Origin of the sequence: Pedobacter polysacchareus, assembly GCF_019802255.1 — a bacterium.
Lineage (GTDB): Bacteria > Bacteroidota > Bacteroidia > Sphingobacteriales > Sphingobacteriaceae > Pedobacter > Pedobacter polysacchareus.
Genome location: NZ_JAHYSS010000004.1, coordinates 421,572 through 440,756, shown reverse-complemented (window position 1 = coordinate 440,756; position 19,185 = coordinate 421,572). Strand labels below are relative to the sequence as shown.

Annotated in this window: 13 protein-coding genes and 1 tRNA gene; 5 read left to right on the top strand and 9 right to left on the bottom strand. The window is 41.0% G+C overall.

The genetic code is table 11. The features are described from left to right. Nucleotides 1–16 precede the first annotated feature (16 nt). Nucleotides 17–1,285, top strand: coding sequence for a mechanosensitive ion channel family protein (locus K7X70_RS13070; RefSeq protein WP_222537504.1), 1,269 nt, complete (start codon nt 17–19; stop codon nt 1,283–1,285). Between the two features lie 119 nt (nt 1,286–1,404). Here the strand turns inward: K7X70_RS13070 and K7X70_RS13065 are convergent, their stop codons facing one another. The 3 genes from K7X70_RS13065 to K7X70_RS13055 form a co-directional block, all read right to left on the bottom strand. Further along, nucleotides 1,405–3,360 (bottom strand): M1 family metallopeptidase, encoded by a 1,956-nt coding sequence (locus K7X70_RS13065; RefSeq protein ID WP_255607146.1) that lies wholly within the window; start codon nt 3,358–3,360, stop codon nt 1,405–1,407. Between the two features lie 88 nt (nt 3,361–3,448). Next, nucleotides 3,449–4,177, bottom strand: coding sequence for a hypothetical protein (locus K7X70_RS13060; RefSeq protein ID WP_222537503.1), 729 nt, complete (start codon nt 4,175–4,177; stop codon nt 3,449–3,451). 63 nt (nt 4,178–4,240) lie between these two features. Continuing rightward, nucleotides 4,241–4,591, bottom strand: coding sequence for an arsenate reductase (locus tag K7X70_RS13055; protein ID WP_222537502.1), 351 nt, complete (start codon nt 4,589–4,591; stop codon nt 4,241–4,243). 215 nt (nt 4,592–4,806) lie between these two features. On the opposite strand from K7X70_RS13055, the gene K7X70_RS13050 reads away from it, so the two are divergent. Genes K7X70_RS13050 through K7X70_RS13040 form a run of 3 tightly spaced genes read left to right on the top strand, consistent with a single transcriptional unit; the run spans nt 4,807 to nt 10,742 of the window. Further along, a complete protein-coding gene (locus K7X70_RS13050; RefSeq protein WP_222537501.1) occupies nt 4,807–8,280 on the top strand; it encodes a response regulator in 3,474 nt (1,157 codons plus the stop codon). Nucleotide 8,281: 1 nt separating this feature from the next. Next, nucleotides 8,282–9,106, top strand: a complete 825-nt coding sequence (locus K7X70_RS13045; protein WP_222537500.1) for a CheR family methyltransferase — start codon at nt 8,282–8,284, stop codon at nt 9,104–9,106. A 43-nt stretch (nt 9,107–9,149) separates the two neighbouring features. Beyond that, a complete protein-coding gene (locus K7X70_RS13040; protein ID WP_222537499.1) occupies nt 9,150–10,742 on the top strand; it encodes a hybrid sensor histidine kinase/response regulator in 1,593 nt (530 codons plus the stop codon). Between the two features lies 1 nt (nt 10,743). Here K7X70_RS13040 and pth read toward each other — a convergent pair whose 3' ends face one another. The 4 genes from pth to K7X70_RS13020 form a co-directional block, all read right to left on the bottom strand. Beyond that, complete coding sequence (gene pth / locus K7X70_RS13035) at nt 10,744–11,304, bottom strand: aminoacyl-tRNA hydrolase (protein WP_222537498.1); 561 nt, start codon at nt 11,302–11,304, stop codon at nt 10,744–10,746. 110 nt (nt 11,305–11,414) lie between these two features. After that, complete coding sequence (locus tag K7X70_RS13030; protein ID WP_187665829.1) at nt 11,415–11,993, bottom strand: 50S ribosomal protein L25/general stress protein Ctc; 579 nt, start codon at nt 11,991–11,993, stop codon at nt 11,415–11,417. 23 nt (nt 11,994–12,016) lie between these two features. Beyond that, nucleotides 12,017–12,958, bottom strand: coding sequence for a ribose-phosphate pyrophosphokinase (locus K7X70_RS13025; RefSeq protein WP_187665828.1), 942 nt, complete (start codon nt 12,956–12,958; stop codon nt 12,017–12,019). 71 nt (nt 12,959–13,029) lie between these two features. Next, a tRNA-Gln gene (locus K7X70_RS13020) sits at nt 13,030–13,100 on the bottom strand. 473 nt (nt 13,101–13,573) lie between these two features. Here K7X70_RS13020 and K7X70_RS13015 point away from each other — a divergent pair. Continuing rightward, nucleotides 13,574–16,600, top strand: a complete 3,027-nt coding sequence (locus K7X70_RS13015) for a glycosyltransferase family 117 protein (RefSeq protein ID WP_222537497.1) — start codon at nt 13,574–13,576, stop codon at nt 16,598–16,600. A 141-nt stretch (nt 16,601–16,741) separates the two neighbouring features. Here the strand turns inward: K7X70_RS13015 and K7X70_RS13010 are convergent, their stop codons facing one another. Next, entirely contained in the window at nt 16,742–17,704 is a 963-nt protein-coding gene (locus K7X70_RS13010; protein ID WP_222537496.1) for an acetyl-CoA carboxylase carboxyltransferase subunit alpha, read from the bottom strand. A gap of 128 nt (nt 17,705–17,832) precedes the next feature. Beyond that, on the bottom strand, nt 17,833–19,182 hold the full coding sequence (locus K7X70_RS13005) for an MFS transporter (RefSeq protein ID WP_222537495.1): 1,350 nt from the start codon (nt 19,180–19,182) through the stop codon (nt 17,833–17,835). Between the last annotated feature and the right edge of the window lie 3 nt (nt 19,183–19,185).

The window sequence follows — 19,185 nt, the reverse complement described above, 5'->3', positions numbered from 1 at the left end:
AGTAAAAACATCGGAAATGAGCTTTAAAGATTACGAATTTGACCTAGATGATATTAGCCGCAGTACCTACAAGATACTTGTAAAATGGGGCGTCCCCGAAAGTCTTGCGACTTTTGTGAACCTATTTGCACTACTCACTGTGCTGATCATCGCAGTTTATTTATTACATAATGTACTCAGGCGCTTATTGAGGATTGCATTAATACGAATCGTAAAAACCACTAGAATTGACTTTTTCCTGCACCTGCTGGAAAATAGATTTGCACATTTTATTGCTTTACTCGCTGCCGTTTCATTGATCAGGAATACCCTGGAGGCGATCTTCCATTCTTTCCCAACTATGACAAAGGTTTTGATCAAACTAACTGATGCTTACCTGGTGATACTGATCATCTGGGTGATCATGACGCTGATCAAATCCGGCGCGGAGTCGCTAAGAAAAAGAGCCACTTTTCGCTCTAAACCTATAGAAAGCTATCTACAGGTGATCCGGATTATATTCTACCTGATTGCCACGGTTATTATATTTTCTATCCTGACCGGACAAAATCCTACGGTTGCTTTTACTGCCATGGGTGCCGCCTCTGCAGTCCTGCTGCTGATGTTTAAGGATACCATTATGGGATTTGTTGCCAGCATACAGGTGAGTACAAATGATACAGTTCGTATTGGCGACTGGATTACAATGCCTAAATATGGTGCCGATGGGGATGTGATGGAGATCAACCTGACCACCGTAAAAGTCCAGAACTTTGACAAGACCATCACCACCATTCCTACTTATTCTTTAGTCTCCGATTCTTTTCAAAATTGGCGGGGCATGAGTGAATCCGGAGGAAGAAGAATCAAACGTGCGATTTTTATCCGACAGTCGACCATCCGTTTCATCACTCCTGATGAACTGGAAGAATTCAGAAAAATACAATCGCTGACTGCTTACATCGACCACCGTCAGAAAGACATCAATAAAAATAATGAACGCGTTGGTGCCGACAAATCTTTACTCATCAACGGAAGGAACCTGACTAATGCAGGACTTTACAGAAAATATATAGACAACTACATTTCCAACCACAGCGGCATCCATAAAAAGATGACCATGATGGTGCGACAGCTCGCCCCCACTACAACCGGCCTACCCATAGAAATTTATGCCTTTACCGGAACTACAAAATGGATTGATTACGAATACATCATGGCAGATATATTTGATCATCTACTGGCTTCCGCTAGGTTCTTTGACCTGGAGATCTATGAAATCGAAGTGCCCCATGAAAAGATATAAAAAAGGTTTCTGGTTTAAAACCAAAAAACCTATACAAAAATAGGGTGCCTTTATAGACACCCTATTTCCCATATTTATTAGTTTTATTTTAAAGCTTGTTTCATTTGCTAAAAAAAGAATTATTTCTTCCAGCTATTGTTATCCGAATTGAAATCAGGAAGCACCTGTTCTGGATCCAAAGTTACCGAGACTACTTCTTCTGTAGTTGGGTAGTTCACCGTCCAGCTGTTATTTCTCATCCAGATATCCACAGGTAACTTAATGACATCTGTCTTTCCACTTTTCGTTTTCACTTCCAGAATGATTGGCATCGGCATCTTTTCAAGGTTCGCAATCTGAATATTGTATCCAGTAATTGTGCCATCTTTAGTGACTTCTTTCACATCAGCGATCGCCTGATCTGTTTTCCAGTTTTCCAGGAACCAGCCTCTCCAGAACCAGGAAAGATCTTCTCCTGCTCCGTTTTCCATAGAACGGAAAAAGTCGAATGGTGTAGGGTGTTTGAAAGCCCAGTTTTCAATGTATTTCTTAAAAGCATAGTCAAAACGATCTGCGCCTAAAATCTGATTTCTCAAAATGTTTAAACCATAACCTGGCTTAAAGTATAGGTTGATGCCGATATTGGCTTCTTTCATTGCGTCTGGCGTCAGCATCACATATTCCAATTTATCATTGGCCAGAGATTTACCAACGGCCTGCATGTTGTCTGGCTTGCGTTTATACTCACCGTTGTTAAACTCAGCAGCAGATAATCCGTTGATAAAGGTATTGAAACCTTCATCCATCCAACCGTATTTACGTTCGTTACTGCCCACAATCATTGGGAACCAGGTATGGCCAAATTCATGGTCGATTACCCCCCATGCACTTCCGTTTTTAGCTTTCCAGCCACAAAAAACAATCCCAGGATATTCCATACCACCTACATTACTGGCCACGTTGATCGCCATTGGATAAGGGTATTCAAACCATTTTTTAGAGTAGTACTCGATAGAAGCTTTTACATATTCAGCACCACGGCCGTAACCATCTTTTCCATTGCTTTCTACAGGATGCGCAGAAACCGCTAAAGATTTTTTACCACTTGGCAGGTTAATCCTGGCCGCATCCAATACAAATGCTTTCGAAGAAGCCCAGGCCACGTCGCGTGTATTTTTGATTTTGAATTTCCAGGTTAATTTTCCAGTTGCCGGGCGCGACTTCGGATTGGTTACATCTTCTTCAGAACGTACAGTTACCGTCTTATCGCTTAATTTTGCCGCATTCCAGCGAGACAATTCCGTAGGCGTAAATACTTCCTGAGGGTTTAATAATTCGCCAGAACCCATTACAATATGATTTGCAGGAGCAGTAACGGCAAAATCAACATCTCCGTACTCACAGTAAAACTCTCCAGCACCCCAATAAGGAAGGGTATTCCATCCAATCACATCATCATAAACCGCCATTCTTGGAAACCATTGTGCAATTGCAAATATCTCCCCGTTCTTAGTAGTTAAATGCCCCATACGGTCAGATCCATTAATAGGAATGATAAACGAGAAGTTCATTTTGATGGTCACCTGATCTCCGTTTGCAGCCAATGGCTGCTCTAAACGAATCTGCATTCTGGTATCTTCCGTGATAGAACTGAATTTTACCGGCTTCAATTTCTGACTTACGCTAAGTCCGTCAATTTTATAACCGCCTTCCACTTTTTCGCCCCTGGCACCATATCGGCTGCCTGCAGCAATCAGCGAGTTTCCTCTGGAGTTTTCCGCGAAAAGATTTTGGTCCAACTGCAGCCATAGGTAAGGCAGTTTATCCGGACTATTATTCTTATAGGTAATGGTAACGGTTCCCGTTACCAGGTTTTTAGTTTCATCAAGATTTGCTGTGATCTGGTAATCCGCGCGGTTCTGCCAGTATTTAGGACCCGGATAGCCGATTGCAGAACGGAACTCATTTCCATTCTGAGTGTAAAACAACGGGTTAAATGCAGCATGAGGGTCGTAGTTACCAGTGGCTTGCTGCGCCATGGAACTGAAACCAAATGCGCATAACAATACCCCTAAAAAGGTAAACTTATTCATCATTGTATTTATTGGTTATAGATTCGAACTAAAGATATAAAATGAATATTTATACCAAACCATTGTAACGGTTTTATTAGTTCGACTATAACTATAACTTAGGCATCGGCGGTAATTTCCGCTGACCCGCTGGGAGTTTTTTCCAGCTATTATAAGCTTTTGCGATATAGTATTTATAATTGAATGGGCGTTCACTCATGACAAGCGCTACATTTGGACGGTACATCACCATAAAGTCTTTCAATTCCTGCCCATCCAGTTTCACCAAATCAGTAATGGTCTTTTCATTAAAATTATCTCTGATTTCCGTCTCGAAAGCATCTCTCTCTTCCAGAAAGCGAACTTTCTCTCTATCTCTTTTCATTTTACCATAACCAAGGTTCAGCACCACCCCTCCTGCTCTGTCAGTATTCTTTTTACCCTCCAGGCCATCAGTCATCACTCTTTTGATTGGTTTACCTGTTCCATCTACCATGACAGACGGATTTACCTTCGCACTGGTGATTTCTACTCCCTTTAGATCCGTAGATTTAACAGGAAGATAAACCATTTTTGGCTTCAGGTCAATCAGGTATAAAGTATCAGTATGGTATCCTGGATGAGAAAATTCGATTAAATCACCCACTTTAGCAGGCAGACTAAACTGTCCGGCAGCTTTTGTTTTTATAGACTTCTTATTGTCCAGGTTTCTAACGAGCACATCCTGCATCGGGAAAGACTTGTTGTCAAAGTCGTAAACCGCACCGGTTACTGTTGTTGTTTGTGCCCACAAACCTAAAGGAGCAATACTCACGAAGAATAAAAATAAATATTTAACCATACCCAAATGTAACACTGTTTCGTTCTTTATAAAACTGTTTAACAAAAATTAACCTCAAAAGATTTAAAATTTTAAAATAGTTTCATAAGCAGTCTCGTCAAAACCAATCAGCACTGCTTTTCCATCTAATTCTACGACTGGCCTTTTGATCGCGCTGGTATTGTTCAATAAAATCTGAACTGTGCTGTCCTGATCTACCACACTATTTTGCTGCTCAGTGCTCAACTTTTTCCAGGTCGTCCCTTTTTTATTCAATACTTTTTCCCATCCAAAAGTAGTACACCATTCCTGCAGTTTCTCTGCGGTAATGCCTTGTTTTTTGAAATCGTGGAAGGTTGGATTAAATCCTTGTTCTGCCAGCCAAGTTCTGGCCTTTTTTACTGTGTTACAATTTGGTATTCCGTATATGATCATAAGCACAAAAATAAAATTTATTATCGTTAATATTGTGTTGATTTTGTCTAGCTCTGTGGGGGAGCTAAATGATTTTGCACAAAAAATAACAGCATGCCGGACTATGGTCTTATTTCTTTGAAATACAGCCCGTAAAAGGACAAGTTATGGACAGTTTGTAATCTACCTTCCCCTACCATTGCGGATATTTTCCCTATACTTAATAGTTCGCATTTATGTTTAAATTTACTTTCAAACAACAGGTATTAACAGGATTTGCTGTTTCCTTATTGTTTGTGCTGGTCTCTGCCATTACTTCCTACCTCAGCGTAGAGAAATTAAAGGATGATACGAAATGGCAAAGCCATACCTATGAGGTCATCAATCTGCTTAAAAACACAGAAATCCAAGTCCTCAATTCAGAAAGCGCTTTAAGAGGTTTTATTTTATCTAAGAAGAGTGATTATCTCCGACCTTACAATAAAAATGCGCCACTGATACTGGAGACTGTACAAGATTTAAAAAGATTAATTTCCGACAATACAGATCAACAGGAACTGGCGGATTCCCTCGATTTTTATGCCCATAAAAAAGTAGCGGAGATGCAGGAAGTGATCCGTATTTATGATAGAGAAAGTCCCGAAGCTGCCGCTACCCGTGTACTAGACGGTAACGGGCAATTCTATAAAGATAAAATCCTTTCCGTTAGCAAAAAGATGATTGATGAGGAATTCAAACTCCTGGCCAGGCGAAAAGAAAATACCGCATTGAGCAGTCAGCGAAGTACCATCATTATTTCACTGAGTGCGTTGATTATTTTTGGATTAATCTTATTCCTGTTCAGCTACATCAAAAAGACTTTTGACCAGCAGAAAGAAACGGAAGGCCACATTAGGGAGTCTAATTTACAACTGGAAAAAATATCAGGGGAAAACGAGCAAAAGAACTGGCTGCTTTCCGGAGCATCTGAAGTAAATGATGCCATGCGTGGCGAACAACAAGTAGAAGAGCTTTCTGCGAATATCGTGAGCCGGATCAGCAATTATATAGGTGCACCAGTTGGCGCATTCTTCTTACTCAGCAAGTCTAGAAATTTATTCCGCTATACCGGAGGTTACGCTTATCAACCGAAAAAAGGAGACCGCAATCAATACCATTATGGAGAAGGCCTGGTGGGACAAACCGCTTCAGAGCAGCAGCCTAAATTATTTAAGAACGTACCTTTAGATTACCTGAAGATCCGTTCGGGATTGGGCAGCACACTGCCTCAATGTATATACCTTGTGCCTATCGTCTTTGAAGATGAAACATTAGCCGTGATTGAACTGGGCTTACAGGAGGAACCAGACGAAAAAACCGTGCTTTTCTTGAGTACCATCAGTGAAAGTATAGGTTTGGCTGTCAACAGTGCAGTAGCAAGGGTAAAACTAAGGGCTTTATTTGAGCAAACACAGCAGCAGGCAGAAGAGTTGGAAAGTCAGCAGGAGGAACTGAGGACTACCAATGAAGAACTGATGTTCAAAACCGATCAGCTGCAATCTTCAGAGGAAGAACTGAGGGTACAGCAAGAAGAGCTGCGTCAGACCAATGCAGAGCTGGAAGAAAAGGCACAGCAACTGGAAGAACGCAACATTTCTATCAACCAGGCCAGAGAGGCCATCAGTCTGAAAGCCGAAGAGCTGGAAGTTTCTAGTAAATATAAATCGGAATTCCTGGCAAATATGAGTCATGAGCTTCGGACTCCTTTAAACAGTATCCTGATCCTGGCCAGAATATTAAAAGAGAACAGACCAGAAAACCTGAATGAAGACCAGGTAAAATATGCTGGAGTGATCCACAATGCAGGGAATGATTTACTAAGCCTGATTAACGACATCCTTGATTTATCTAAGATTGAATCTGGAAAGGTCGACCTGAACATGGAAAGGATCAAACCGACTGCAATCAATCATAGCATGGAATCCTTGTTTTCAGAACTGGCCAGAAGCAAAAAGATAGATTTCCAAACCATCCTGGCGGATGACTTGCCGGAGGATATGGTCAGTGACCAGTCCAGAGTAGAACAGATTGTGAAAAACTTATTGTCCAACGCTTTCAAATTTACACCGGAGTATGGACGCATTACGTTAAACATCAGCAGGCCAGAGCAAGGCACCTCATTCTTCTCTGAGCGCCTAAGAAATACAAAAGAAGAAATCATCGGTATTACCGTTAAAGATTCTGGGATTGGCATTCCGGAAGACAAGCAGAAGCTCATCTTTGAAGCTTTCCAGCAAGCCGATGGTTCTACCAGCAGAAAGTTTGGAGGCACCGGTCTGGGCTTATCCATCAGTAAAGAACTCGCGTACCTGCTTGGTGGAGAAATCCAGGTAAGCAGCAAACCTAATGAAGGCAGTACCTTTACTTTATATATCCCAAGAATCAATGAGTTTCAGCTGCCAGAGCAGGTAGCTCCTGCTGCACAGGAAACTTACTCCCCTGCTCCTCCTGCTTTTGAGTTAAACGAAGAGCCGGACAGACAAGGGAATGAATCACAAAGGATCCTGATTATCGAAGATGATGCGGTATTTGCTGATGTATTGAACGATTATGCGATAGAAAAAGGGTTTCAACCACTGCTCGCTCATAGTGGAGATACTGGCTTAGCCATGGCATTTGATGAGCTGCCTGATGCCATTGTACTGGATATTATGCTGCCAGTAATGGACGGATGGACGATTCTTAAAAAGCTAAAAGCAGATCCAAGAACAAAACATATCCCGGTACACATGATGTCGGCTGGAAATGAAAAAGCCAGTAGAGCAAAAAAAGAAGGGGCAATTGGCTTCCTGAAAAAACCGGTAGAAAAAGAACAGCTCGATGAAGCCTTTAATTTATTAAGTGCCGCTTATCTGAAATATAACTTCAGAAGTGTACTGGTGATCGAAGATCAGGAGTTACAAAGCAGAGAACTGACCGAGCAGCTGAGAGATAAAGGAGTAGCGGTGAAACAGGCATTTACCGGTAAAGAAGCCTTAGATCTTTTAAATGATCAGGTATTTGACTGCATCATTCTGGACCTCAAACTTCCAGATATTTCAGGCTTTGATTTATTGGACCAGATCAAGTCGCAGGCAAAACATGCACACATCCCAGTGATCATCAATACCGCGATGGAATTGGATCAGGAAAAAATGGCGCACATCATGAGGTATACAGATGCAATGGTGTTAAAATCAAACAAATCCAACGACCGTCTGATTGATGAGGTCAGCCTGTTTATAAATAAACTGAAACAAGACGGACCGGCAAAACCAAGCACCTCAAAAGGAAAAAGCGTGTCTACCATGGAAAAGGTACTGAAAGATAAAACCATTCTGATTACTGATGACGACATGCGTAATATTTTCGCGCTTTCCAGCGCCTTGCAGGTATACGACCTAAAAATCGTCATCGCCACCAATGGCCGGGAAGCTTTAGAAAAGCTGGAAGAATCTGAACAGATCGACCTGATATTAATGGACATCATGATGCCGGAAATGGACGGTTACGAAGCCATGAAAGCGATCAGACAAGAAAAGCGCTTTGCCAAACTCCCAATCATTGCGTTAACCGCAAAAGCAATGAAAAATGATCGGGAGCGTTGTATTGAAGCCGGAGCAAACGACTACATTTCTAAACCTGTTGACATGGATAAGTTATTATCGATGTTAAGAGTCTGGTTAAGTTAATATGAATAAAGAAGAAGAATATATCAGTTACGATCAGTTGGCAGAACTAATTGATTTTATAAAAAACATACATGGGTTTGATTTCGGCGATTATTCCCCGGCCTCTCTGAAAAGAAGGGTTACCAGAATCATGCAGTTGCAAAAGCTAAGTCTTTTTGACTTACGTACTTTATTGACCAACGACCATGATTATTTTGAGTCTTTCCTCATTGAAATTACGGTTAACGTCACTGAAATGTTTAGAGATCCTTCATTTTACCGTTCCGTTAAGGAAAACATTATTCCTTATCTGCGCTCCTATCAGCGTATAAAAGTATGGAATGCGGGCTGCTCTACTGGCGAAGAAGTCTATTCTTATGCCATCCTTTTTTCGGATGAGGAGCTGTACGACCGGAGTTTCTTTTATGGAACGGACATCAATAATGATGTACTTGATTTCGCCAAAGACGGCATCTATGATTTACAGAAGATGAAGCAGTTTTCGGAAAACTACCAGAAGACCGGAGCAATCCATACCCTTTCTGATTATTACACGGCCAGATATGAAGCGGCATCCATCAACCATTCTTTAAAAAAGAACTTACTGTTTTCTGCACATAACCTGGCTTCAGACGGCGTGTTTAACGAATTTCAGCTGATCTCCTGCCGAAATGTCCTGATTTATTTCAATACAGATTTGCAGAAAAAAGTAATTGAATTATTTTACAACAGTCTGGCGAATTTCGGCTTCCTATGTCTCGGGGCCAAAGAAACACTGAGGAGCACCGAAACCGGCCGCTTCAAAATCATCGATAAGAAAAACAACATTTATCAAAAAATAGCTTAAGGGTCTTTATCATCTATAATCACCCCCTGCAGAAAGACCTAATATGGAAAAGATTAATATACTCATTGTTGATGACCGACCGGAGAACATCATTGCACTGGAGGCATTGCTGCAGCGGAAAGACATCAATATCATTACCACCACTAACCCAAATGAGGCATTGAGAATATCCTGGGAAATGGATATTGCGATTGCAATGGTAGATGTTCAAATGCCGGAAATGGATGGCTTTGAACTGGTAGAAATCTTAAAAAGTAATCCTCGAACCAAGGAAATCCTGATCATATTTGTAACTGCTATATCGAAGGAAACCAAATATGCGGTCAAAGGATTGAATACCGGTGCGGTAGATTATTTGTATAAACCACTGGATCCTTATGTCACTTCTGCAAAAGTGGATTCTTTTATCCACCTGGTTCGGACAGAAAGGGAGATCAAGAGAAAAAATAAAGAGCTGCTGGAATACCAGAAAGAATTGATCAAAGCGAAAGAACAGGCGGAACAGGGCAAGCGCATCAAAGAGAACTTCCTGGCCAATATGAGCCATGAAATCCGTACCCCAATTAATGGGATCATCGGACTGGCCAACTTGCTGGGAAAAACAAACCTGACTCCTGAACAAAAAGAAATGGTCAACCTGCTGGGAATCTCCTCAGACTCTCTTTTAGGGGTGATCAATGACATTCTCGACTTGTCGAAAATTGAATCCGGTAAATTCAAAATCAACCGTTCCGAGACAGATATTGCAAAGATCTGCCATGCCGTAGTGAACCTGCTGCGCATTCGTGCCATGGAGAAAGAACTGGACCTGACGATTGAATTAGACCCGGATCTGCCTACATTTATTTTGGCAGATTCCCTGCGCCTGAACCAGATCCTGATGAACCTGATTGGAAATGCGATTAAATTCACTATTCAGGGAGGTGTACATTTAAAAACAGAGATCATTGATAGAAAAGGAAACAACTTACTGATTAAGTTTTCTGTGAAAGATACCGGTATCGGTATTGCCAAAAATAACATCGATAAGATCTTTGAAACCTTTGAACAGGCCGATGAGCAAACAACCGTAAAATTTGGTGGCACGGGATTAGGCTTATCCATTGTGAAAAACCTGGCAAAATTAAAAGGCGGTACCCTGGAAGTTTCCAGTGAAGAAGGAGTTGGCAGTACTTTCGCTTTTAGCAACTGGTATGAAACCGTAAAAGAAACGGTGGTGATTAAATCAGTCGGGAAAACTACTTTAAATCATTTTCCAGGATTAAGAGTCCTCGTGGCAGAAGATAACCCGATCAATAAGTTCCTGATCATAAAAATATTGAAAGACTGGCAGATCTTTCCAGACGTGGTAGAGAACGGAAAAGAGGCGCTGGACAAATTAAAAGAATCCGATTACGACCTGATTTTGATGGATACATTCATGCCAGTGATGAATGGATTGGATGCCATAAAACTGATCCGTGAAGGATTTGTACCCGGCAAAGAAACGATTCCGATCATCACCTTCTCTGCAGCAGTATTGGAAACTGACAAGCAGACTGCTATTGATGCCGGTGCAAATGATGTGGTCAGCAAACCGTTTGAACTGGATGTACTGCACCAGAAAATCATGAAATACGCAGTTCAAGAGGCCTGAACTATTTGTTAAAGGCAGTCATTGTTAAAGCTGGACCAATGGTCACAAAACTTTTGATCAGGTCCACGCTTTTACCAATCAGTGCTGGAAGTTCCAGTTGTTCGTCCTTATCAAAATGGCCTAGTACATAGTCCGCCTGCCTGCCTTTAGAGAAATTGTCGCTGATGCCGAACCGTAGTCTCGGGTAAGCCTGTCCGCCGCAAAGTTCTTCAATACTCTTCAAGCCGTTATGGCCTGCACTGCTGCCCTGCATTTTCAACCTGAGTTTACCTAATGGCAAAGCAAGATCATCCACGATCACCAATACATTTTCCAATGGGATTCTCAATTCCCTCATATAGTAACTCACTGCTTTTCCACTCAGGTTCATATACGTAGTGGGTTTGATGACGTGCAGTTTTCTCCCTTTAAAAGAAACCTCGGCATAATAGGCCAGACGAACATTAGAAAAAGAGCCATCAAGTTCCTTTACCAGCTCATCAGCGATATCAAAACCAATATTATGACGGGTATGCGCATATTCAGGACCTATATTCCCTAAACCAACAATTAAGTATTTCATCTGCTGCAAATATAATAGTTTAGCTGAGAACAGCCATTGAATCATTTTATTCCATAAAAAAAAGCAGTACCGTTGCCGATACTGCTTTTCTAGATTGGACTAAAAAGAAATTATTTCTTGTTAGCTTCGTTCTCAGCTTGTTTTAAAGCTCTTGACATACCAACAGACACGATAGTATCTTCTGGAGTGTTAGTGATCGTGTAATCAGCTTTCGCGATATCACGTACACGGAACAAGTTACCAACTTCTAATTTTGCAATGCTCACTTCAACTGTTTGAGGCATATCCTTAGGTAATGCTTTAACACGAAGTTTACGTAATTTCTGAACTAATTTACCACCCATTTTAACACCTGGAGAAGTACCGGTTAATTTAACTGGGATTTCCATTAAGATTTCTTTGTCATCAAATAACTGAAGAAAATCTACGTGTAACAATAGGTCAGTTAATGGGTGAAATTGTAATTCTTTAATGATAGCTTTAGTTTTAGTACCATTAATGTCAATTTCAACGAAGTTTGCTTCTGGAGTGTAAATAGCATCCTTTAATTCGGTTGTAATTACAGCAAAGTGTTTTTGCTCTGTACCACCATACAATACTGCAGGAACTTTACCTTCATAGCGAAGCTCTTTAGCATCGCGTTTCCCTACGTTCTCTCTTGGAGAACCGCTAATTGCGATTGTTTTCATTATATATATATTTATTATTAATATTAAACTCTAAACAGGTCACTGATAGAACCGTGCTCATTTACATTGGCAATTGCTTTTGCAAATAACTCAGCAGTACTCAATACCCTGATTTTGTCACTCTGACGCTTCAAAGGAATGGTATCTGTCACGATCAACTCTGCTAACATTGAGTTTTCAACCGTTTCATAAGCCTTACCTGATAACACCGGGTGTGTACAAACTGCACGCACACTTTTCGCTCCTTTTTCCATGATCAGCGCTGCTGCTTTGGACAAAGTACCTGCGGTGTCGCAAATATCGTCAATTAAAACCACATCTAAACCAACTACATCACCAATAATCGACATTGACTCAATTTCATTGGCACGTTTACGTCTCTTATCACAGATCACTACCTCTGCATTGAAGAACTTTGCAAAAGTACGCGCTCTATAAGAACCACCCATATCCGGTGAAGCAATCGTTAGATTCTCCAGGCCTAAGCTTTTGATATAAGGCACGAAAATTACTGAACCATCTAAGTGGTCTACAGGAATATCAAAGAAACCTTGGATCTGAGCAGCATGAAGGTCCATCGTCATGATTCTATGGATACCTGCTGATTTTAACAAGTTCGCTACCAATTTGGCACCAATCGCAACACGTGGCTTATCTTTTCTATCCTGTCTCGCCAAACCATAATAAGGAACTACCGCAGTGATGTAATGAGCAGATGCACGCTTAGCGGCATCAATCATTAACAGCAACTCCATTAAGTTATCATTTGGCTGGTAAGTAGAATTGATGATGAAGACATCGCAACCGCGTACTGTTTCATCGTAAGAAGGTTGAAATTCGCCGTCGCTAAACCTGTTCAAGGTGACGTCACCTAAAGGTTTGCCGTAGCTCTCGGCAATTTTGATTGCTAATTCTTTTGTACCTGTTCCGGCAAAAAGTTTAACTGGATTAAACTGCAATGGCATGATTAGAGGTGTATCAATGCTGGTTAAAAAAAATCGGATTGTGAAATAAACCACAATCCGAATATGTTTTGTTGCCCGACCAGGATTCGAACCTAGACAAACGGTACCAAAAACCGTTGTACTACCTTTATACTATCGGGCAATCTTTCAATTTTAATTTCGAAGCGGATAATTGTTGCTCTGAAATCTGATGCAAATGTACGCACATTTTTGATATCTGCAAATCCTGCCGCAAAAAAAGTTTAAAAAATATTGCGTTAACAATTCGGAAAGGAAATAAACTATTTAAAATGAGGAAGTTGCTTCGCGTAAAAAAAATCACTTTTTTTTAATAAAAATTTAGGCTTTTCCTTTTAAACTGAAAAAGCACCTGCATTTAGGCCTCAGGCAAGATTAAAATATTTAAAAATCATTTAAACAGAAGCAAAATTTAAGGATTCTAAAGAATCGAAAAACACAGGATATCCTCCTGCTGAATTCAAACCACAGAAAAGATACCTGAATATTGAGGGTTAAATATGTTAAACTCCCCCTTACTTTATGAGTTTATCAATCTTATTCTTTATTTTCGGCTGCATTTTATTAGCGCGAATCAATAACTATTTTACTTAAAAAATGAATTATTCAAAAATCAACAACCTTACCGGCTGGCTTTGTTTTCTGATTGCTACTGTAACGTACATTCTAACATTAGAACCCTCTGTCAGCTTTTGGGATTGCGGTGAGTTTATCGCCTCAGCCTTAAAAATGCAGGTAGTTCACCAACCGGGAGCGCCATTATTCTTAATGATACAGCGGTTCTTCTCACTTTTTGCTTTTGGTGACCTGACTAAAATCGCTTACTTTATGAACGTAGGTTCCGCTATTGCCAGTGGTGCCACCATCTTATTCCTATTCTGGACCATCACCGCATTGGCGAAAAAAGCGCTGATTAAAGAAAAAGAAGCAGTAAGTCAAGCCAACCTCATCACCATTATGGGTGCAGGTGTGGTAGGTGCTTTAGCTTATACCTTCTCAGACAGTTTCTGGTTTTCAGCAGTAGAATCGGAAGTATATGCGCTTTCTTCTCTATTTACCGCCATCGTATTCTGGGGGATTTTGAAATGGGAAGCTGTTGCCGATGAGCCGCGTGCAGATCGCTGGTTGTTGTTTATCGCTTATATCATGGGCCTATCCATCGGGATTCACTTATTGAACTTATTGACCATTCCAGCAATTGCCTTTGTTTATTACTTCAAGAAAGTTAAAAACCCAACTACTGCCGGTACCATCAAAGCAGGTATTGTAGGGATTCTGATTCTTGCCGTAGTTCAGTATGGTATCATTCAATACGTAGTCTCATTTGGTGCTTACTTCGATTTATTCTTTGTGAATACTTTAGGAATGGGCTTCGGCACCGGCGTAATGGTTTTTGCCATCCTATTGATTGGCGGTTTCGTATGGGGCATCAGGTACTCTATTAAACATGAGAAAAAAATCCTGAACCTTTCTTTACTTTCAGTAGTACTGATCCTTTTTGGATACAGCTCATTCTCGATGATCATCATCCGTGCAAAAGCAAATCCTAACTTAAACAACAGTGCTCCAGACAATGTATTCTCTTTCTTAGGTTACCTGAACAGGGAGCAATATGGCGACAGACCTCTATTATTCGGTCCTAACTATAACTCACAGGCCATAAATTCTGTAGAAGGAAAGACACTATATAGAAAAGGTGCAGAGAAATATGAAGTAGCCGGTAAAAAGTCCGACTATGAATACGATAGAATTACGCCTTTCCCACGTATGTACAGTGATGATGCTGGCCACGTGGCGTATTATAAAGACATGATGGGCTTTAGTGATGATCACTTCCCTAGCTTAATTGATAACATCGGATTCCTGCTCTCGTACCAAACCGGACAAATGTACATGAGGTATTTCTTGTGGAACTTTGTCGGCAGACAAAACGACGACCAGGGACAAGGTAGTTTATACGAAGGTCAGTGGTTGAGCGGTATTAAGCCAATTGATGCACTTCACCTGGGAAGTCAGAAAAACCTCCCTCCTTCTATTACAGAAAGTAATGCTTACAACCGTTTCTTCTTCCTTCCCCTAATCCTGGGCTTATTGGGTGCCATCTGGCATTTCAAAAGAAATCAGAAAGATGCAGGAATTGTAGCCTTATTGTTCTTCTTTACCGGTATGGCAATTGTTTTATACCTGAATCAGAAACCAATGGAACCAAGGGAACGTGATTACGCTTATGTGGGGTCATTCTATGCCTTTGCCATCTGGATCGGATTTGGTGTCCTCGCACTGCGTGAATGGTTGTTCAAAAAATTAACACCTGCCACCGGCGGTATTTTAGCGACAGTCATCGGTCTATTTGCCGCACCAGTGATTATGGCTGCTCAGGGATGGGATGATCATGACCGTTCTACTAAAATGGTAGCACATGATATTGCCGTGGATTACCTGCAGTCCTGCGCACCAAATGCGATCCTGTTCACCTATGGTGATAACGATACGTATCCATTATGGTATGCACAAGAGGTGGAAAACATCAGACCTGACATTAGGTTAGTCAACCTGAGTTTGTTTGATACCGATTGGTACATTAATGGTATGAAACGTAAAATGAACGAATCTGAGCCACTGCCGATCTCGATGAACGAGTCACAGTATGTTCAGGGCGTTAGAGACGTAATGTATTACCAAAATGCGGATATTGCAGGAAATATTGAGCTGAAGAACATTTTAGAACTATTGCTTTCTGAAAACAGCGAAGATAAACTGCCATTAAATGATGGTAGAAAAGTAAACTTCATCCCTACCAAGAACTTCAAGATCACAGTAGATAAAGCAGCAGTGCTTAAAAACGGTGTGGTTAGCCCTGCTGATTCTGCCAAAATTGTTCCTGCTATAGAATGGACGTTCAACAAAAACTACGTGACTAAAGGAACTTTAGCCATGTTTGACATTCTCGTGCATAACAACTGGAAAAGACCGATCTATTTCGCAAGCACAGTACCTTCAGAGCAATACAATGGTTTAGACAAATACCTTTACAATGAAGGTCTGGCTTTACATTTAATGCCTTTAAAAGTAGATACCGCAGCTTCCAGAAACGAACTGATCAATACACCTGTATTATACAATAATGTGATGAACAAATTTGTATGGGGTAATGTGAAGAACGCTAAATACCTGGATCCACAATCTTCTGATGACATTTCCATCTTTACCAATGTATTCAACAATACCATCAGCGGATTATTGAAAGAAGGTAAAAAAGAAGATGCACAGAAAGTAGTGAACCGTTATTTTGAAGTGATGCCAGAGAAATTCTACGGCATGCGTTCTATGATGGGTGCTTACTTTATGGCAGAAAACCTATACCAATTAGGGGATAGCAAAAGAGCAAATGCATTGATTGAGAAATCAGCAGACTATATTATGAAAGAGCTGACTTACCTGGCTGATGTTTCTGAAAGCAAGAAAAGGTTTATAGGCGGACAAAATGTACAGTTAGGCCTATCCTTCCTGAACTCTATGACCAGAACGACTGCCGAAAACAAGCAAGATAAACTGAGCAAAGAACTCGCTGATAAGTTTAACCTATTAGAAGCAAGGTTCTCCCCTTTCTTCCCGGCGCAATAATCAGTTCCGGTAAAAAAAAGGAGCATTCGTTTTACGGATGCTCCTTTTTTTATGACCAAAGTTTATTCCAGGATCTGATCGTAAAAGAAAAGGGCTACAATTTATAAATTGCAGCCCTTTTCTTTTATGTTGGTTATTTTATTATTCGTTTACCACACCCATTGCACAGAATTTATCAATTCTCTTGGTGATCATGGCTTCCGTTTTTAGTTTCTTAATCTCTTTAAGGTCGCTGATGATCTGTTCTTTGATCGTTGCGCCCATTAGCTCAGGATTCTGGTGTGCACCTCCCAGCGGTTCATTAATGATGCCATCAATCAGTTGATTTTTGTACATGTCATCAGAAGTTAGTTTAAGACATTCTGCTGCTCTTTCTTTGAAGTCCCAACTGCGCCATAAAATAGAAGAGCAGGATTCAGGAGAAATTACAGAATACCAGGTATGCTCTAACATGTATACACGATCGCCGATACCGATACCCAATGCACCACCTGATGCACCTTCACCAATCACGAAACAAAGGATAGGTACTTTTAGAACAGACATTTCTAACAGGTTACGCGCAATCGCCTCCCCTTGTCCACGTTCTTCTGCTTCCAATCCGGGATAAGCACCCATCGTATCAATAAAAGAAATCACTGGCTTATTGAATTTTTCCGCAAGACGCATTAAGCGCAATGCTTTTCTATAACCTTCAGGATTCGCCATACCGAAATTACGATATTGACGCTCTTTCGTGTTTTTACCTTTCTGATGTCCGATCACCATTACCGTTTGACCAGCAATTGTAGCGAAACCACCAATAATGGCTTTATCGTCTTTTACAGTTCTGTCGCCATGCATCTCGATGAAATCATCACAGATCATACTGATGTAATCCAAGGTTTGCGGCCTTTCCGGATGACGGGACATCTGAACTTTCTGCCATCCTGTGAGATGGGTGTAAAGCGTCTGCTGAGTATCAGCTAACTTCTCTTCCAGTTCAGTCAAGGTAGCAGACATATCTACTTTCGTTTTATCGGCAACCTGTTTAACCTTTTCAATCTGCTGAGCTAATTCAACTAAAGGTTTTTCGAAATCAAATGATGTTTTTATCTGTTCCATAAGTGGGCTGTAAAAATAGGCATTTTATTTAAAACTTTGCAGACCACCCGGCTTTAGGCAAAAATTTTAATATAAATTCTATAATATCGCCGTATTTCCGGCGTTTAAGCAGAATTTCCAGATGATTATTACCCTGCATTTTCTTTATTGCTCTGGATATAAAGCACCGAAATCGCACCGAGAATCATGAAAATTCCTGCCAATACAATCGCATAAATCGCCTTTCCATCGTAGAATTTCTCTACAATCATCCCTCCAAAAAAGCCATTTATAATTTGAGGCATGGTGATGAAGAAGTTAAAAATCCCCATGTATACGCCCATTTTCCTTGCAGGAATAGAGCTCGATAAAATGGCATAAGGCATAGATAAGATACTTCCCCAGGCCAGTCCTACCCCAATCATAGAGAAAATGAGGTGCTGTGGATCTGTGATAAAATAAATGGACAATAAGCCCAATCCGCCCGCAGTTAAAGAGAAAGCATGGGCGATTTTTCTACTCGTAGCCCTGGCAATAGCCGGTAATAGTAATGCATAAATCGCGGAAACACCATTATAAATCCCAAAAAGAATACCTACCCAGTTTCCTGCATCCGCAAACTGTACAGAGGAAGTATCTCCAGGCAGTACCTTATAGATATGCTGGGCAATCGCTGGCGTTGTAAATACCCACATGGAGAACAAAGCAAACCAGGAGAAAAACTGCACCAGTCCCAATTGACGCATGGTGATCGGCATCTTAGAAAAATCGGTGAAGATAGACATGATGCCCTTGCTTTCTTCTTCCGGAGCACCATCATGGTACTTCTCCATTTCTTCCGGTGGATACTCACTGGTAGTAATCACCGTCCACAGAATGGTGCCTACCAATACCGCAGCCCCCACATAAAAGGAATAAATCACATTGAGCGGAACGTGTCCGACAGCAGCAACTTTAGAGACACCCATATATTCTGAAAGGATATAAGGTAACCAGGAACCGGTAATGGCTCCTGCCCCAATCAGGAAGGTCTGCATGGAAAAGCCAAAACTCCTTTGGCTTTCGGGCAGCTTATCAGCCACCAATGCGCGGAAAGGTTCCATCGCCACATTAATCGAAGCGTCCATGATCATCAGCATACCAGCACCAATAATAATTGGCGGCAGCAGACTGGCCATTGCCGCAGAATTCGGCATCAAGATCAACGCAATCGCAGTTAAAACGGCACCGATCAGGAAATATGGCCGTCTCCGGCCAAATTTATTCCAGGTTTTATCACTATAATAACCAATGATGGGCTGAACAATCATCCCCGTTAAAGGGGCTGCTAACCAAAAAAGCGATAAATGCTCCACATCTGCACCATAAGTTTGCAGTATCCTGGAAGCATTTCCATTTTGTAGTGCAAATCCAAACTGAATCCCGAAAAAACCGGCACTCATGTTAAAGATCTGCAGGGACGATAATCTTGGTTTACTAAGCGCGATTTTCTTTTCCATCAG